General features: G+C 71.3%; 21 protein-coding genes. 5 read left to right on the top strand and 16 right to left on the bottom strand.

Translation table 11 applies throughout. The annotated features are described in order from the left end of the window. Positions 1 to 3 precede the first annotated feature (3 nt). The 10 genes from ABZ794_RS24085 to ABZ794_RS24130 all read right to left on the bottom strand — a co-directional run bounded on the left by ABZ794_RS24085 (position 4) and on the right by ABZ794_RS24130 (position 7,591). A complete protein-coding gene (locus ABZ794_RS24085; protein WP_357517667.1) occupies positions 4 to 705 on the bottom strand; it encodes a MerR family transcriptional regulator in 702 nt (233 codons plus the stop codon). A gap of 50 nt (positions 706 to 755) precedes the next feature. After that, positions 756 to 1,208, bottom strand: a complete 453-nt coding sequence (locus ABZ794_RS24090; RefSeq protein ID WP_007071101.1) for an FHA domain-containing protein — start codon at positions 1,206 to 1,208, stop codon at positions 756 to 758. A 214-nt stretch (positions 1,209 to 1,422) separates the two neighbouring features. Beyond that, the gene (gene gcvH, locus ABZ794_RS24095) at positions 1,423 to 1,803 is read right to left on the bottom strand and encodes a glycine cleavage system protein GcvH (RefSeq protein WP_091397961.1); all 381 of its coding nucleotides are present in this window, start codon (positions 1,801 to 1,803) and stop codon (positions 1,423 to 1,425) included. A 60-nt stretch (positions 1,804 to 1,863) separates the two neighbouring features. Next, a complete protein-coding gene (locus tag ABZ794_RS24100; RefSeq protein ID WP_210783826.1) occupies positions 1,864 to 2,874 on the bottom strand; it encodes a DUF881 domain-containing protein in 1,011 nt (336 codons plus the stop codon). A gap of 11 nt (positions 2,875 to 2,885) precedes the next feature. Next, entirely contained in the window at positions 2,886 to 3,218 is a 333-nt protein-coding gene (locus tag ABZ794_RS24105) for a small basic family protein (protein WP_030327710.1), read from the bottom strand. After that, positions 3,215 to 4,159 (bottom strand): DUF881 domain-containing protein, encoded by a 945-nt coding sequence (locus tag ABZ794_RS24110; protein WP_210783824.1) that lies wholly within the window; start codon positions 4,157 to 4,159, stop codon positions 3,215 to 3,217. Before ABZ794_RS24110 ends, ABZ794_RS24105 begins: the two co-directional genes overlap by 4 nt. After that, entirely contained in the window at positions 4,156 to 4,788 is a 633-nt protein-coding gene (locus ABZ794_RS24115; RefSeq protein WP_210783822.1) for a CDP-alcohol phosphatidyltransferase family protein, read from the bottom strand. The genes ABZ794_RS24110 and ABZ794_RS24115 overlap by 4 nt, the downstream gene beginning before the upstream one ends. 294 nt (positions 4,789 to 5,082) lie before the next feature. Further along, positions 5,083 to 5,544: a MarR family transcriptional regulator gene (locus ABZ794_RS24120; RefSeq protein WP_210783872.1), complete on the bottom strand. Its 462-nt coding sequence runs from the start codon at positions 5,542 to 5,544 to the stop codon at positions 5,083 to 5,085. 56 nt (positions 5,545 to 5,600) lie between these two features. Next, positions 5,601 to 6,773 (bottom strand): PP2C family protein-serine/threonine phosphatase, encoded by a 1,173-nt coding sequence (locus ABZ794_RS24125; protein ID WP_210783820.1) that lies wholly within the window; start codon positions 6,771 to 6,773, stop codon positions 5,601 to 5,603. A gap of 71 nt (positions 6,774 to 6,844) precedes the next feature. Continuing rightward, entirely contained in the window at positions 6,845 to 7,591 is a 747-nt protein-coding gene (locus ABZ794_RS24130; RefSeq protein WP_210783818.1) for an SAM-dependent methyltransferase, read from the bottom strand. Positions 7,592 to 7,704: 113 nt separating this feature from the next. Here ABZ794_RS24130 and ABZ794_RS24135 point away from each other — a divergent pair, with 113 nt between their 5' ends. The 3 genes from ABZ794_RS24135 to ABZ794_RS24145 all read left to right on the top strand — a co-directional run bounded on the left by ABZ794_RS24135 (position 7,705) and on the right by ABZ794_RS24145 (position 9,372). Beyond that, a complete protein-coding gene (locus tag ABZ794_RS24135) occupies positions 7,705 to 8,586 on the top strand; it encodes a universal stress protein (RefSeq protein WP_210783816.1) in 882 nt (293 codons plus the stop codon). Between the two features lie 100 nt (positions 8,587 to 8,686). Continuing rightward, entirely contained in the window at positions 8,687 to 8,899 is a 213-nt protein-coding gene (locus tag ABZ794_RS24140) for a phosphatidylethanolamine-binding protein (protein WP_088948250.1), read from the top strand. Further along, a complete protein-coding gene (locus tag ABZ794_RS24145) occupies positions 8,896 to 9,372 on the top strand; it encodes a hypothetical protein (protein ID WP_210783814.1) in 477 nt (158 codons plus the stop codon). The genes ABZ794_RS24140 and ABZ794_RS24145 overlap by 4 nt, the downstream gene beginning before the upstream one ends. Before the next feature lie 8 nt (positions 9,373 to 9,380). On the opposite strand, the gene ABZ794_RS24150 is transcribed toward ABZ794_RS24145, so the two are convergent. Further along, a complete protein-coding gene (locus ABZ794_RS24150; RefSeq protein WP_210783812.1) occupies positions 9,381 to 9,584 on the bottom strand; it encodes a hypothetical protein in 204 nt (67 codons plus the stop codon). 135 nt (positions 9,585 to 9,719) lie between these two features. Between ABZ794_RS24150 and ABZ794_RS24155 the strand changes: the two genes are divergently transcribed. Next, positions 9,720 to 10,370, top strand: coding sequence for a hypothetical protein (locus ABZ794_RS24155; protein ID WP_210783810.1), 651 nt, complete (start codon positions 9,720 to 9,722; stop codon positions 10,368 to 10,370). Between the two features lie 5 nt (positions 10,371 to 10,375). Here the strand turns inward: ABZ794_RS24155 and ABZ794_RS24160 are convergent, their stop codons facing one another. From ABZ794_RS24160 to ABZ794_RS24180, 5 genes are all read right to left on the bottom strand, one after another. After that, on the bottom strand, positions 10,376 to 10,561 hold the full coding sequence (locus ABZ794_RS24160; protein ID WP_036410487.1) for a hypothetical protein: 186 nt from the start codon (positions 10,559 to 10,561) through the stop codon (positions 10,376 to 10,378). Positions 10,562 to 10,634: 73 nt separating this feature from the next. Continuing rightward, positions 10,635 to 11,912: a hemolysin family protein gene (locus tag ABZ794_RS24165; protein ID WP_210783871.1), complete on the bottom strand. Its 1,278-nt coding sequence runs from the start codon at positions 11,910 to 11,912 to the stop codon at positions 10,635 to 10,637. A gap of 80 nt (positions 11,913 to 11,992) precedes the next feature. After that, on the bottom strand, positions 11,993 to 12,190 hold the full coding sequence (locus ABZ794_RS24170; RefSeq protein WP_030327722.1) for a hypothetical protein: 198 nt from the start codon (positions 12,188 to 12,190) through the stop codon (positions 11,993 to 11,995). A gap of 39 nt (positions 12,191 to 12,229) precedes the next feature. After that, positions 12,230 to 12,970, bottom strand: a complete 741-nt coding sequence (locus ABZ794_RS24175; RefSeq protein ID WP_210783808.1) for a hypothetical protein — start codon at positions 12,968 to 12,970, stop codon at positions 12,230 to 12,232. 76 nt (positions 12,971 to 13,046) lie between these two features. Next, the gene (locus ABZ794_RS24180; protein WP_210783806.1) at positions 13,047 to 13,655 is read right to left on the bottom strand and encodes a TetR/AcrR family transcriptional regulator; all 609 of its coding nucleotides are present in this window, start codon (positions 13,653 to 13,655) and stop codon (positions 13,047 to 13,049) included. 95 nt (positions 13,656 to 13,750) lie between these two features. Here ABZ794_RS24180 and ABZ794_RS24185 point away from each other — a divergent pair, with 95 nt between their 5' ends. After that, complete coding sequence (locus ABZ794_RS24185; RefSeq protein WP_210783804.1) at positions 13,751 to 14,791, top strand: NAD(P)-dependent alcohol dehydrogenase; 1,041 nt, start codon at positions 13,751 to 13,753, stop codon at positions 14,789 to 14,791. The last annotated feature ends 22 nt before the right edge of the window (positions 14,792 to 14,813 follow it).

A 14,813-nucleotide genomic window follows, 5' to 3' on the forward strand; every position in this document is an offset into this window, starting at 1 on the left:
CCCTCACCGACCCAACGTCGACCGCAGCCCCACCCGCACCAACGCCGCGTGCAACTGCTCCGACAACGCCACCAACTCCCGCGCCGTCTCCGCAGCCCGCGCCCGCGCCGCCGGATCACTCTGCCGCGCCAACGGCGCCACCAACTGCGCGAACAAACCGACCTCCCGGTCCGCCGCCGTCCGATAACCCCGCAGGTGCCGCGGCTCCAACCCGTACGCCGCCAACCCCGCCACCGCCGACGCGATGATCAGAGCATCCGCGTCATACCACCCCGGCGGATCCGACACCAGCACACCGAGCCGCTCCAACTCCACCAACGTCGACTCGTCGATCCCACTACGCGCCACCAGATCCACCCGGCCGAGCCGCACCTGCGACGACTCGGCCGGGTCCGCCAACTCACGACCCGGCACCGCACCATCGGGACCAACCGCCACCAACGCCGGCCGCGACCGCCCCGGCTGCTCACCGGACGAATCCCACTGGGCCAACTGCTCCCGGATCACCCGCAACGGCAGGTACTTGTCCCGCTGCGCGGTCAACACGAACCGCAACCGCGCCACATCGTCCCAGCTGTACTTCCGGTAACCCGCCGCCGTCCGCTGCGGCTCGACCAAACCCTCAGCCTCAAGAAACCGCAGCTTCGAAATCGTGGTATCCGGAAAATCCACCCGCAACTGCCCAAGCACCTCACCGATGCTCATCAGCGGCTCAGACCGAGCCGCCCCGGGTGACATGGAGGCCGCAGGCTCGTTCACCCCCGGCCGGCCTCCTCCTCCGGGCGCGGACCGGCGATGAACACCACCCGGAACTTACCGATCTGGACCTCGTCACCATTGCTCAACGTGGCCGCCTCAACCCGCTCACGATTGACGTACGTGCCATTCAGGCTGCCCACGTCCCGCACCGTGAACGTCCCACCATCACGGTGGAACTCCGCATGCCGACGCGACACCGTCACGTCGTCCAGGAAGATGTCACTGTCCGGGTGCCGGCCACTGGTCGTCACATCGTGGTCCAACAAGAACCGGGCACCCGCATTCGGACCTCGACGAACCACCAGCAGCGCCATACCCGGCGGCAACGAACCGGACATCCGGCTCGGCACCACATCGGTATCCGGCCCCTCCAGCACTTCGTCGAGCGAACCGAGATTGAGCGTCGAAGTGACGTCGAGTGGGGGGAACTCGTCGTCTGGCCGCGTCATGGGACCACCTCACGGATCTGTTCGGTCGGCGTCGGGTAATGGCGGGTCTGGCCGCCGGGCACTTGAACACCCGGCGGCTGGCTCCCCGTGCCCGGGAAGGCAATTCCGCAACGCTCAACTATTGGGTTCTCGGTCGACTGGGCGAGCCTAGCCAGCGCCGAAATGCAGGGCAACCGGACGCGCGCAGACATCCCACGCACCGGATCAAGCACACTCAGCCTTCGGTGATCTTCTGATACGCGGCCGCCGTCAGCAACCCATCCGTCGCAGTCGGATCATTCGGCGTGATCTCCACCAACCAACCCTCACCGTACGGATCAGTGTTGATCAGCTCAGGCGTGTCAGCCAACGCGTCGTTGCGCGCCGCCACCGTACCGGCCACCGGCGCGTAGATCTCCGACACACTCTTGGTCGACTCGATCTCACCCAACGAGTCACCGGCCGCGACCACCGCACCCGCCTCGGGCAACTGCACGTACACGATGTCACCGAGCGCGTCCTGCGCGAAGTGGGTGATGCCGACCCGGACCGAAGCCGTGCCGTCACCCGCCACCCACTCATGCTCGGCGGTGTATCGCAGATCCTCGGGAATCACCAGACGCGTCCTTCATCCATCGGTGCCCCGGACCACCCGGGTCCGGCGCGGCCGCGCCGGTCAGGAGACCGGACGGGCGTGTTCCAACTTGATCGGCACGTGCAGCGCCGAAACCTCGGCAACCTCACGCTCCCCAAACGTCACGTTACCGCCGTCACCCCGGACCGACGCCACCACCCCACCAGGAATGTTCAACGCCGTACGCATCGTCGCCGGATCACCGATCACCGTGATCGTGTACGGCCCCGACAACCGACGCCCCTCCACCATCAACGACCCGTTGTCCCTATCGTCGAGGAAGTACGTCGACGCGATGATCCGCACCGTCGCCCGATCCCCACCGGAGATCTGCATCGCCTCGGCACCCGCACCGCGCAGCTCCTGCACCGCGTCCAACACCCGGTTCGCCGAGATCGGCTTCACCCCGGCGTCGAACTGCACAGTCAACCCCGGACCCACCGCCGGCAACGTCCCCGCCAGGATGCCCAACTCGTCCGCCCGCCGCGTCGCCTCATCCAACGCCGCCTGACGACCCTGCTCACCCGAGCGCAACTGCCGCTGACTGTCCTCCAGAGCCCGGATGTCCTGCTGCAGGCGGTTCTCCCGCGCATCCAGATCCGACAGGATCCGGACCAGGTCCTCCTGCCGGGTGGCACCCAGCGTCGGGTCCGTCGACGTCGTCTTCAACTGCACGACCAACGTGAACCCCAGCAACGCCAACAACGCGGCGATCATCACCCCGGCCGTACTCACCCGGGACCGACCAGCCACCACCGGCGCCACCGACTCCCCCACCGGCTCCGCCAACCCGTCGGAATCCGCGACCGGCTCCCCCGACCGCGACACCGCGCTCAGGTCCACCGTCGCACCATCATCAACCGGCTCCACACCCGGCTCCGCCGCAGGCTCGTCATCCGACGGCTGCGCCGGCCCCTGCGGCGCCAACGGGCTCAACTCATCCGGATCCGGCGCATCCGGCCGCGGATCCGGCTCACCCGCCGGCCCAGCCGGCCGCACCGGACCCGCCGGCTGCGGCCACCCGGTCCCCGTGTCGGTCTGCTCGTCACTCATCGCAACCCAACCTACGCCCGGAACAGGTGCCGACGGATCGCCGCCACGTTGCCGAAGATACGCACACCCAACACAACCACCACACCGGTGGACAACTGCCCACCCACCCCCAACTGGTCACCCAGATACACGATCAGACCAGCCACCAGCACGTTCGAAATGAACGACACCACGAACTGCTTGTCGTCGAAGATGCGGTCCAACCGGGCCCGCACCCCACCGAACACCGCGTCCAACGCGGCCACCACCGCGATCGGCAGGTACGGCTGCAACGCCGCCGGCACCGTGGGATCAAGCCACACGCCCAACACCACACCGGCGAGCAACGCCAACACCGCGATCATCGGCCACCTCCGGAGGGGCTAACAGTCGTCGCCGGACCGGACGACCCGGGACTGCCGGAACGGACACCCGACGCGGAAGGGCTCGGACTGACCGACGGCTTGGCGTAGCGTAGCTGCGGCTCCGGCGCCGCCGGCAGGGTGAGGTCATCCGCCTCCCGCACACCGAACGACAACCCCGTCCCCTGCGCGACCTTCCGCATCAGCGCCGCGTTCCGGCTGTCCTCGAACTTGCGCCGCATCGAACCCGGCCCGATCGCCGACACCTCGAACGGCCCGGTCACCGGCCGGAAATCCACCAGCATCGCCTCACCCGCCGACCGGATCGTCGACGTCGACGTCAACCGCTGCCCGTTGATGGCGATCGCCTCCGCGCCAGCACTCCACAACGCGTTCGCCACACCCTGAAGGTCGCTGTAGAGCACCCGCGGGGGCCCAGCGCCGGCACCGGTGACCGCGTCCGCCTTGTCCGGCGCGTCCGCCAACCGCACCACCACACCATCACCGCGCACCCGACCCAGCCCGGTGCTCGCCTCCAGGTTGCGCAACCGGGCGGCAGCCGACCCGCTCAACGCCGCGTCCCGCTGCCGACTGACCTCCTCGCGCAGCTGGTCCGCCTGCGTGGACAACCGATCGGTCTGGCTCTCCCGCTCCTTGATCTGCGCCACCAGACCCGAACGGGCCTGGCTGCGCCCCGGCTCGTCCGCCATCGTCTGCCGGTACGCGACCGCGAACAGGAAACCGAGCATCACCACCACGACCAGGCTCACCGACCGCGCCGGCAGGGCCCGCCACCCCCGCGCCGGAGCCGACTCCGCCGAGCGCCGACGCGCCGCAGCCGCGTCCGCGTACCCCGGATCCAGCGGGTTGCGGAACAGCTCGGTGAGGAAATCCGGCGCGTACACCCGGTCCTGGCCGGGTTTGCCCAGCCGAGGCGCGCTCACGCCGCCGCTCCCGGACCGCGCGCCGCGCGCACCAGCCGGGCCGCCTGCACCACGTACATCCCGCCGGCCACCCAGTACAGCACCAGCCCCCACCAGGCCAACGCCCAACCGATGGCGCTCGCCGCCGTCGCCACGTCGGTCGCCGCGCTGGCCAACAGCAGCACCGGGAACGCCGCGAGCAGCAGGAACGTGGCGGTCTTGCCCACGTAGTGCACCGGCGGCGGCCCGTACCCGTAGCGACGCAGCACCGCCAGCGAGGCCAGCAGGAGCACCTCACGGGCCAGCAGCGCCGCGGTGAACTGCCACGGCACCACCTCCCGCACGGTGAAGGCGACCAGGGTGGCGAGGATGTAGAGCCGGTCGGCGAGCGGGTCGAGCAGCTCGCCCAGGCGGCTGACCTGGTGCAGGCGGCGGGCGATCCAGCCGTCGACCCAGTCGGTGGTGCCGCCGATGGCCAGCACCACGACCGCGGCCACGTCGGCCCGCACCACCAGGAACAGATAGAGGAAGAGCGGCACGCCCAGCAGCCGCCCGAAGCTGATCAGGTTGGGCAGGGTGAGGACCTGGTTGCCGGGAGTCTCGTCACCGGTGTCCCGCGGTTGCTCCGCCCGAGCCGGCCGACGCGACACCGATCCTCCTCCACGGCACGCGGGCCCCCGGCCGGCGCCGGGCGCGGCTGAGGGTCGTACGCGCTGTCGGGCCGACCAGCGCCGGCTCTCCCCTGCGGCCCCGGGCGGGGCCCCTTCCCCTGATGCGGCCCGCGATCTCGATGATCGCGGGCCGGGTAGGTGCGCTGCCACTATATCGGGCTTCCTCTCGCTGGCAGGGCGCCGCCGCGGGCTGTCGGTGCGGCTGTGCCGCACTGTGGCGTGGATCACCACGCCTAAAGCGTCCTAGGATACTAGTGGAAGGGGGGACGGCGCTCAGGCCGTCTGGACGGCGGGCTCGGTCTGCTGCTCGGGAACCGAGGTCGCCGCCCGAGCGAACCCGGCGAGCGCCAGCAACAGCTCGTGCTGCATCCGCACCGGCATCCGGTCCAACACCGCCTGCACCGCGCGCTGCCGCCGCTCGGCCAACTCCCCCAACAGGGTCAGCGCCGCAGCGGTCGGCACCAACCGCACCTCACGCCGGTCACGGGGATCGGCCACCCGACGCAACAGCCCGGTCGCCTCCAGCCGGTCGCACAGGCGGCTCGCCGAGGAGGGCACCACGTCCAGCAACTCCGCCAAACCGTTGACGTTGGTCTCCGGCCGACCGCTGATCAGCGTGAGCACTCTCAGCTGGGTGGGCGGCACCTGATGCCGCGACGCGGCAGACTCCAGCACGGCGATCAGCGTCCCGGCGGCCGCGTCGATCGCCGCGGCGAGATCCGCAGGTCGCTCCACCTGATGTCCCCTGCCGTCGTCGCGCTGGTGCCCGCCCGGCAACGCGGCGGCGAATCTCACCCCGTGCCCCGTTCGCGCGGACCGTGCCAGTCCAGACAGACCACGACGGCGTCGTCGCGCAGATCGGAATCCGCGTGATAGGCGTGCAGTTCGCGCATCACCGTACCAACCGCCTCGGCCGGCGGCTGCAGCCGCGTGGCGCGCAGGGACCGAGCCATCACCCGCTGCCCGTACGGCTCCTGACCCGGCGGCTCGGCGGCCCACACCCCGTCACTGACCACGAAGAGCCGGTCACCCGGGGCGAGTTGCACCTCCTGAAGCTCGTAGCGGGTCTCGGCGAACATGCCCAGCGGCAGTTGCTGATCGAGCTTCATCGGCTCGACAGTGGACCCCCGCATCCGCAACAGATGGGGGGAGCCCGCGTCGACGGCACGCACCCGGCCGAGGCGAGTGTCCAGCTCCAACAGCAGGGTGGCCACGTACCGGGCGCCCCGGTGTTGGTAGAAGACCGTGTCCGAGGCCAGCTCGGCCTGTTCCACCAGGCCGCCACCGGAGCGCCGCGCGTTGCGCATCGCGTTGACAGTGACGGCGGTCAACAGGGACGCCGCCAGCCCACTGCCCTCGCCGTTGAGCACCGTCACGGTGAGACGGTCGCCGTCCAACGACCAGTCGAAGTGGTCGCCGCCGACTGTGTACGCCGGTTCCAGCTGGCCGGCCAGATCGAACGCGTGGTGCGACACACCACGACCGGGCAGCAGGTCCCACTGCATCTCGGCGGCCATCGTCAGTCGCTCCCGACGGCGGGCCCGCCGGTAACGGTCGGTCTCCCGGTCCGCCGCGCGCATCGCCACCGCCAGAGCGCCGGCGATGTCCGTCGCCCGACCGGTGACCGTCGCGTTGGGTACGGTCGGAAGCTCGATCAGCAGCACACCAAGCCGCTCCCCCCACACCGTCAAGGGCAGGTAGAGCCGGCAGGGGCCATCACCGTCGCGTACCGGCTGCTGGCTGCTGAAGCAGCGCTGCGCCATGGTGTGGCAGGCCAGGAAGCCGCCCGCCGGCAGGTCCGGGTCCAGCACCGGCCACAGGCCGCTGATCCGGTAGTCGGCGACGAAGACGTCGGTGCGCAGCGCGCCCATCGTGGACCGGATCGCCCGGTCCGCCGCCTCCGCCAGCTGGTCGGGCGGCGCCTCGCGCAACGCGCGCGACACCACGTCCGGCGCGTCTACCATCGTCGCCCTCCCCAGAAGCTTGCCATAGGGCAAGCATCATACGGACGCCCCCGGACAGACGATCGGCGCGGTCAGTCCTCCGCGCGGGTCGCGAGCACACCGTGAAACGCGTCGGGCACCCGCGCCGGCGGGCCGTCCGGCCGCCACTCGGCGACCGGGACGATCCCGTCCGCCGTCGGCGCCCACCGACCCAGCAGGGGCGCGAACGCCGCCGGTGGACGCATCCGGAACTGCGGCCCCATCATGGCCAGCGCCTGCGGATGACAGGCCAACTCTTCGGTGTCGAAGTCCACAGCGAGCAGGCTGCCCGGCGCCGCGGCAGCGTACAACTCGTCGAGGGTGCGGGTCAGCGTGGCGTCGTCGAGGAACGCGGCCAGGCCGAGGAAGACCACCCCGACCGGCCGCCGACCCCAGCCCGGCACGAAACGGTGCAGTTGGGCCGGGTCGATGGTGCCGATGTCGGTCGCGTCGCCGAAGCCGTAGCCGGCCCGGTCGCTGCCGGCGAGGATGCTCTGCCCCAGTCGGATGGTGACCGGGTCGACGTCGGTGTAGAGCACTGTCGCCTCGGTGGCGACCTCGTGCACGTTGCCCATCGTCGGCACCCCGGCGCCGAACACCAGGAACCCGTCAACGCCCTGCTCGGCCATCTCCCGCACCGCCCGGCCCAGGAACGCCCGCAGCTCGCCGAACACCGGAGCGCACGGGCCGTACGCCTGCTCGAACGCGTTCGCGGCGGCCACGTCCACGGGAAAGTGATGCTGCCCGCCGAGCCAAAAGTCGATCATGCGAGCGGTGCTCGGCTGGTCTGGTTCACCCATCGGCGGCGCTCCCTCCCCGGTCGTCGCCAGCGTACCGACCGGGACGTGCTCAGCGGTATCGCGGCGCGAGGGCGTCCGGGCCCGCGATACTGGCCGCGAGCGGGAGGTGGGCGGTGAACTCAGCGAACAACGCGGCGGTGGTGGTCGGCGTCGACGGCTCGGAGTCGGCGCTGCGCGCCGTGCGTCTCGCCGCGACCGAGGCGGCGCGCCGGCACCGACCGCTGCGGGTCGTGCACGGCTTCATCTGGCCGCTGCTGCACGTACCGGTCTCCCCCGCCCCGGACGCGCCGCCCGGCGGTGGGCTGCGCCACCAGGCCGAGGAACTCGTCGAGGCCGCCGTGCGCGAGGCCGAGGCGACAGTGCCCGGGATGTCGATCTCCGGCGAGATCATCGACGGTGAGGCCGCAGCGGTGCTGGTGGGCGAATCCCCCACCGCCGCGCTCATAGTGCTCGGCGACCGCGGGCTGGGTGGGTTCTCCGCCCTGCTGGTCGGCTCGGTCGCGGTGCAGGTCGCCGCGTACGCCGACTGCCCGGTGCTGGTCGCGCGCGGCACGCAACGACCCGACGAGCCGGTCCTGGTCGCGGTGGACGGCTCGGACGCCTCCCGGCGGGCGGCGGACTTCGCCGCCGAGACCGCCGTGTCGCTCGGCGTGCCGCTGGTGGCCGTGCACGCCTACCGACACCCCGGCAGCAGCGGCCCGGGCGACATGCAACCCCTGGTGTACGACGAGGCGAAGCTGCGCGGCGAGCAGGAGCGGATGCTCGCCGGGTGGCTGACCGGGCTCACCGAGGACCACAGGGGTCTGCGGTTGACCTGCCAGGTGGTGCACGGCCGACCCGGCACCGTGCTCGCCGAGGCGTCCCGCTCCGCCCAACTCGCCGTCGTCGGTGGGCGCGGGCGCGGCGAGGTGACCGGGTTGCTGCTGGGGTCGGTGAGCCAGTCGATGCTGCACCACGCGCAGTGCCCGGTGGTAGTGGTCCGCGCGCCCCAGTAGGGGCGCCGGGGTTGGTCCGCCGCCAGACGGGTAGACGGCCGCGGTACGCCCAGCGGACGGTGGGCAGCACCAGGTGCCCAGACCGACGAAGGAGGCACAGATGCCAGGACCACGGCCGGGCAGTAACGCGTACGACAAGCAGCGCGCGCGGTTGCGCAACGCGATCGACGACTCCGGGCGTCGAGTACCCGACGGCAAGGCCAACCAGGTCGCGAACCGGATCCTCCAGGAGGATCGCGGTCAACGGGGCGTGGTGCGCGGTGAGCGGACGTACGGCCCGAAGAGCGAGCGCGAACCGGGCGACCCGAAGTGAGGACTGTCGACGTTGCCGACGGCGCGATCGCGGGCGCCGTCGGCAGCACCGCGCTGAACGTGGTCAGCTACCTCGACATGGCGCTACGGGGACGGCCGGAGAGCGACGTCCCCCAGGAGACCGTCGACCGGCTGGCCGGGATCGCGCACGTGGACCTGGGGAACGGGGCCCGGGCGGCCAACCGCCGCTCGGGCCTCGGGCCGCTGATCGGTTACGGGCTCGGCGTCGCCGCGGGCGTCGGGTTCGCGCTCTACGCCGGTGGTCGACGTCAGCCGTTGCCGGTGGCCACCGGTCTGCTCGGCGCGGGCGTGATGACCATGACCGACGGGTCGATCACCGTGCTCGGGATCAGCGACCCGCGTACGTGGCGGCGCTCCGACTGGATCTCCGACATCATCCCGCACCTCGCGTACGGACTGGCGGCCGCCGCCACCTGGAACAGGTTGCGGCGGCCGCCAGCCCGCGGTCGCTAGCCCATCGGTCAGCGGGTGTCGCTGTCGTCCTCGGCCACCGGCTCGCCGGCCGGGCCGTACGGCGACACCTGCCCCTTGGGCACCGGTCGACCGGCGTCCCCGCGCGACGTCCCACTGTTGAGCGGGTGCCCGGTCGGCTTGGGCCCCTTGCTGTCCTGGCTGGTGGCGCCCTTGGCGTTGCGCCGGAACTCTTCCTGCTGCGGATTGACCACGGGTGTCTCCCTTCCGGGTACGGCAGGCGGCATCGACCGCCTCCACGCCTCGGCATACCCGCCCGCCCCGGTGGCATTCCGGCCACTGTCAGCGGTGCGACGGCTACCGAGTCCCCAAGTGGGTAACCCGACGGGGTGGGCAATGATCGAACTGTGGTGCGGGTGCTGCTCGACCGGCGTGGCCGCACGTACGCGGAGGAGGCCGGCATCCGGCTCTCCGACCGGCCGGGGCCGCTGTATCAGCTGCTGGTGCTGACCACGTTGCTGAGCACCCGGATCCGCGCGTGCGTGGCGGTGGACGCCGCGCGGGAGCTGTTCGCCGCCGGCTACCGCACTCCACAGGCCATGGAGGCGGCCAGTTGGCAGGAGCGCGTCGACGCGCTGGGCCGGGGCCACTACCGCCGCTACGACGAGCGGACCGCCACCATGCTCGGCACCGGCGCCCGGCTGTGCCTGGACCGTTGGCACGGTGACCTGCGACGCCTGCACCGGGAGGCCCAGGGCGACCCGACCGGGTTGCGGCGGCGGCTCACCGAGTTCCCCGGCATCGGCCCCACCGGCGCGGACATCTACCTGCGCGAGGCGCAGACGGTCTGGTCGGACGTGCGCCCGTACGCCGACCGTCGGGCCCTGGCCGGGGCGAAGCGGCTGGGTCTGCCGGGGTCCCCGGACCGGCTCGCCGGTCTGGTCGACGAACCGGACTTCGGCCGGCTCGCGTCAGCGCTGGTGCGGGTGGCGCTGGGTGAGGAGTCCGCCGGTGAGGTCACCCGCGTCGCCGCCCGCTGAGGCGCTCACTTGACCGTCTTGTCCCCCGGGCGGGTCAGGTGCCACACCAGCAGCGCGGCGAGCAACGCCAGGACCACCACCCCGCCGGAGATGCCACGGCCCTCCTCGGGGCTGCGGCCGGCGCTGCCGAAGTAGATCACCGCGAGGCCGGCCAGCACCGTGACGAACGTACGCAACCCTCGGTCCTTCACGTCTGGCACCGTAGGCGTACCGCGTTCCCCGTTTTATCGATTTGGGCATTTTGTCAGTCTTCTGGGTGACGGCTCAGCGCTCGGTGACGAACCCGCAGAGCCGCACCCTGCGCACCGCCCGGTCGGCGACCTCCACCACCTGCAGGGTCAGCCCGGGCAGCCGCACCGTCTCACCCGGGGAGTCCGGCAGGTGCCGCAGTCGGGCCAGCACCAGACCAGCCACCGTCGTGTAGTCCCGGGACAACGGAAAGCTCAGCCGCACCCCCAGGTCGGGCAGGTCGTGCAGCGGAAAGTCACCGGGCACCAGCAGCGACCCGTCCGGTTCCCGGACGACCCCGCGCACGTCCCGGTCGGTCTCGTCGTACAACTCGCCAACCACCTCGGCCAGCAGATCCTCCATGGTGACCATGCCGTCGATGCCCCCGTGCTCGTCGACCACCAGGGCCAGTTGCTGATGCTCCTGGCGCAGCTGACGCATCGCGTCGGCGACCGGCAGGGTCACCGGCAACAGCAGCGGCGCCCGGACCCGCTCGCCCACCGGGGCGGTGCCGGCCCGCACCAGGTCGCGGATGTGCACCACCCCGAGCACCTCGTCCAGGCCGCCGGGGCCGGTGACGGGAGCGCGGGACCGGCCGGCGGCGGCCAACTGTCGGACCCCCTCGTCGGCGGCCAGACCGGCCGGCAGCGTGGTCACCTCCCGCCGGGCCACCAGGATCTCCCGCAGCGTCCGGCCGGCGATGTCGAACGCGCCGGTCAGGATCTCCCGCTGCTGGGCCGACAGGCCGCGCTGGCTGGCCAGCATCTCCCGCAGCTCCTCCTCGGTCGTCTCCTCCCGGTTCGCCCGCGGGTCCCCACCGGCGAGCCGCACGACCGCGTCGGTGGCCCGGCTGAGCAGCCACACCGCCGGCCGGGACAGCCGAGCCAGCAGATCCAACGGGCCGGCGCTCAGCAGCGCCCAACGCTCGGCCCGCTGCATGGCCAGCCGCTTCGGGGCCAACTCCCCGAGCACCAGCGTGACGAACGTCAGCAGCACCGTCACCAGCAGCACCGCGGCGGGACGCGCCGCCCCGCCGAGGAAACCCAACGGCCCGACCAACGGAGAGGCCAACGACACCGCTGCCGCCGCCGAGGCCAGGAACCCGGCCAGGGTGATGCCGAGCTGAATCGTGGCCAGGTAACGGTTCGGGTCGCGAGACAGCTGCACCAACCGGTCGCCGGCACGGCTGCGCCGACCCAGCCGCCGCAACTGCCCCTCCCGCAGGGTCACCAGCGCCATCTCGCTGCCGGAGAGCGCGGCGTTGACCAGCACCAGCACGGCCACCAACGCCAACTGCCCGAGCTGACCGCCCATCGCGTACCCCCGTCCGCCGTCTGAGGTCACTCAACCGCAGCGGGGCGCGGCGCGGGCCCGGTTCGCGACCGCGCCCCCGCTCAGTCGACCTCCAGGTCGTCCAGAGAGATGGCGTGGGTCATCAGCCACCGGGCCAGCGCCGACATCCCGAACAGCCACAGCGGCACCGACTCGGTGGGGCCGTTGGTGGCGTAGATGGCGAAGCGCAGGTCCGGCGCGCGGTACGCCTCGATCCGCCACCGGTGCTGCCGGTCCCGCCAGACCGCCGAAGGGTCCATGGCGTCACCGTAGGTGACCATCGCCGCCTCGGGGGCCGGTTAGCCGGGCACCGCCGTGCTGCCGAGCAGCCAACGGGCCACCGACACAAGCAGGCCGATCCCGATTCCGGCGAGGACCAACCAACCGAAGCCACGCCAGCCCGAGCCCCGGTCGGGGACCGGTGCTGGCGGGGGCCGCCAGAGCTCCCGGTACGTCCAGGCGAGCACACCCGTGCCGAAAGGCAGCAGCCCGATCCAGAACCAGAACCATCGGGTACCGGCCAGCGGTGGCGCGCCGCCGATCAACCGGCCCAGCCAGAGCAGAGTCAACACACCGGCGAGCAGGCCCGCGGTGTTCGCGATCCGGTGCGCGGTGTCGTCGCCGGCGTGCCACGGGTCGGCTACGGCGGCGAGCCGCGCATCCAGGCCGATGTGCGCCGACCGGCCCGGCTCAGCGGGGTACGACTGCGGTTCGGGCGGTTGGACGGGGGCGTACCGGGTCTGACCGCTCGGCAGCGTCCACGCGATCATCCAACCCTGCTCGGCGGGCCGTAGCTCAGGTCGACTTCCCCAGTAGGCGTCGTCGCCGGCCCAGCCATTCGCCCGTTGATAGGTCACCACCCGGCCAGCCGCGAGATCCCGATCGAGCTGGGCTCTGGTCGACTCGTGGGGCTCCACCCACCACGCCAGACCGGCCCACAGCACCCACAACACCGGCAGCCCCCAACGCAGCGCCGCCGGGACGACGACACGCCACTGGCCGCGCGAGGGTTGCGACCGAGACGGGGACACCTCGACCATCAGCCCAGCGTCGCATCGCGGCGCAAGCGTGTCAGCACCGGATCGGTCGCGGCGGTCAGCGGTCAGCGGTCAGCGGTCAGCGGTCAGGTTGATCCTGGTCCGTCGGCACCGTGGCTCGTCGGACGCAATCGCGAAGCAGAGCACGACGCCGGGAATGCACGTCGTCGGGTTCCTGGCTGCTGGCCGCATAGACGTTGCTCACCGGCGACCAGGCCATGGACATCGCGATGACCAGGGCCATGACGTCGAACGGGTCACCGCCGCGGATCCGCCCGGCGGCCTGGGCCTCGGCGATGGCCGTGAGCTTGCGATCGTCGTAGTGCTGGTGGGCCTCGACGAGGTGTCCGGCGGGCCGGCGTTCCAGCCGCGTCCAGGTCGCGAGGCGGATGAGGTCGGGGCGGCGCAGGTATTCGTCGTAGAGGCGAACGGCCCAGTCGGCGAGATCGTCGGCGTCGATGGGCACGACGTTGGTGATGCGCTCCAGCGAGCTGAGGAAGATCGCGTCGAAGAGTCGTTCCTTGTCCCCGAAGTAGGCGTAGAGCTGCGCCTTGTTGGTGCGGGCCGCCGTCACGATGCGTTCGACGCGTGCCCCGGCGATGCCGTGTTGGGCGAACTCCTCGGTGGCGGCGTCCAGGATGCGCTGGTAGGTCGCGGCGCCTCGCGAGGTCAGGGGCTGCTCCGGCATGCTCCCACCCTAGCAAACAGAACGGTTGGTTTGCTAGGGCTCGCCGTCCGACCTAGGCTAAGACAGACCGAACAGTCTGTTTAAAGGAGTCGATCATGCGAAGGACCATTGGATGGCGAGCTACCGGCCCGACGGCGCTGCGGCGTACCCCGATCGAGCGCCGTGACCTACGCCCAGACGACATCGCGGTGCGGATCGACTACTGCGGCGTCTGCCACAGCGACCTGCACGCCCTGCACGACTACGACCAGCACACCAACGCACCCCTGGTGCCGGGTCACGAATTCACCGGCGTGGTGACCGGCACCGGCCCCGAGGTGACCAACTTCTCGATCGGCGAGAGCGTCGCGGTGGGCAACATCGTCGACTCCTGCGGCACCTGCGCCATGTGCGTAGCCGGACAGGAGAACTTCTGCCACTCCTTCCCGACTCTGACCTACGGCGGCAGAGACCGGCAGGACGGGTCGACGACCCTGGGTGGCTTCTCCCGCGAATACGTCGTGCGGAACACCTTCGCCTACCCGCTCCCCGCCGGCCTCGACCCGGCCGCAACCGCCCCGCTGCTGTGCGCCGGCGTCACCGTCTGGGAGCCCTTGCGCTCCCATCGCGTCGGCCCAGGCACTCGGGTCGCCGTGGCCGGACTCGGCGGCCTGGGCCACCTCGCGGTCAAGATGGCCGTGGCACTCGGCGCTACCACGACCGTGATCAGCCGTACCCAGGACAAGCGGGACGACGCCCACCGGCTCGGCGCAGACAACTTCGTCGACTCCACCGATCCCCGGGGGATGGCTGCGGCCCGCGACACCTTCGACCTCCTCATCGACACCATCTCCGCACCGCACGACCTCGCCCCGTATCTGAAGCTGGTGGCGATGGACGGCACCCTCAGCCTGCTCGGATTCCTGGGTCCGGTGACCGTCGACACCACCGACCTGCTTGTCGGCCGCAAGAAGCTCAGCTCCGCCGGAAGCGGCGGCCGCCGCTCGACAGCTGAGATGCTCCAGTTCTGCGCCGACAACGGCGTCACCGCCGACATCGAGGTACTCACCTCGGCGCAGGTGGGCACGGCACTCGACCGCCTCCGGCGAAACGACGTCCGCTACCGCTTCGTGCTGGACATGTCCGACCTGGACTGAAAGTGGTTGGCCAGGTCGCGGC

This window comes from Micromonospora sp. NPDC047187 (genome assembly GCF_040643355.1).
Taxonomy (GTDB): Bacteria; Actinomycetota; Actinomycetes; order Mycobacteriales; family Micromonosporaceae; genus Micromonospora; species Micromonospora salmantinae.

Coding starts and splice junctions, on each gene's coding strand:
- ABZ794_RS24085 (WP_357517667.1), bottom strand. CDS start 705: ATGAGCATCGGTGAGGTGCTTGGGCAGTTGCGGGTGGATTTTCCGGAT.
- ABZ794_RS24090 (WP_007071101.1), bottom strand. CDS start 1,208: ATGACGCGGCCAGACGACGAGTTCCCCCCACTCGACGTCACTTCGACG.
- ABZ794_RS24100 (WP_210783826.1), bottom strand. CDS start 2,874: ATGAGTGACGAGCAGACCGACACGGGGACCGGGTGGCCGCAGCCGGCG.
- ABZ794_RS24105 (WP_030327710.1), bottom strand. CDS start 3,218: ATGATCGCGGTGTTGGCGTTGCTCGCCGGTGTGGTGTTGGGCGTGTGG.
- ABZ794_RS24125 (WP_210783820.1), bottom strand. CDS start 6,773: ATGGTAGACGCGCCGGACGTGGTGTCGCGCGCGTTGCGCGAGGCGCCG.
- ABZ794_RS24130 (WP_210783818.1), bottom strand. CDS start 7,591: ATGGGTGAACCAGACCAGCCGAGCACCGCTCGCATGATCGACTTTTGG.
- ABZ794_RS24140 (WP_088948250.1), top strand. CDS start 8,687: ATGCCAGGACCACGGCCGGGCAGTAACGCGTACGACAAGCAGCGCGCG.
- ABZ794_RS24165 (WP_210783871.1), bottom strand. CDS start 11,912: ATGGGCGGTCAGCTCGGGCAGTTGGCGTTGGTGGCCGTGCTGGTGCTG.
- ABZ794_RS24170 (WP_030327722.1), bottom strand. CDS start 12,190: ATGGACCCTTCGGCGGTCTGGCGGGACCGGCAGCACCGGTGGCGGATC.
- ABZ794_RS24175 (WP_210783808.1), bottom strand. CDS start 12,970: ATGGTCGAGGTGTCCCCGTCTCGGTCGCAACCCTCGCGCGGCCAGTGG.
- ABZ794_RS24180 (WP_210783806.1), bottom strand. CDS start 13,655: ATGCCGGAGCAGCCCCTGACCTCGCGAGGCGCCGCGACCTACCAGCGC.
- ABZ794_RS24185 (WP_210783804.1), top strand. CDS start 13,751: ATGCGAAGGACCATTGGATGGCGAGCTACCGGCCCGACGGCGCTGCGG.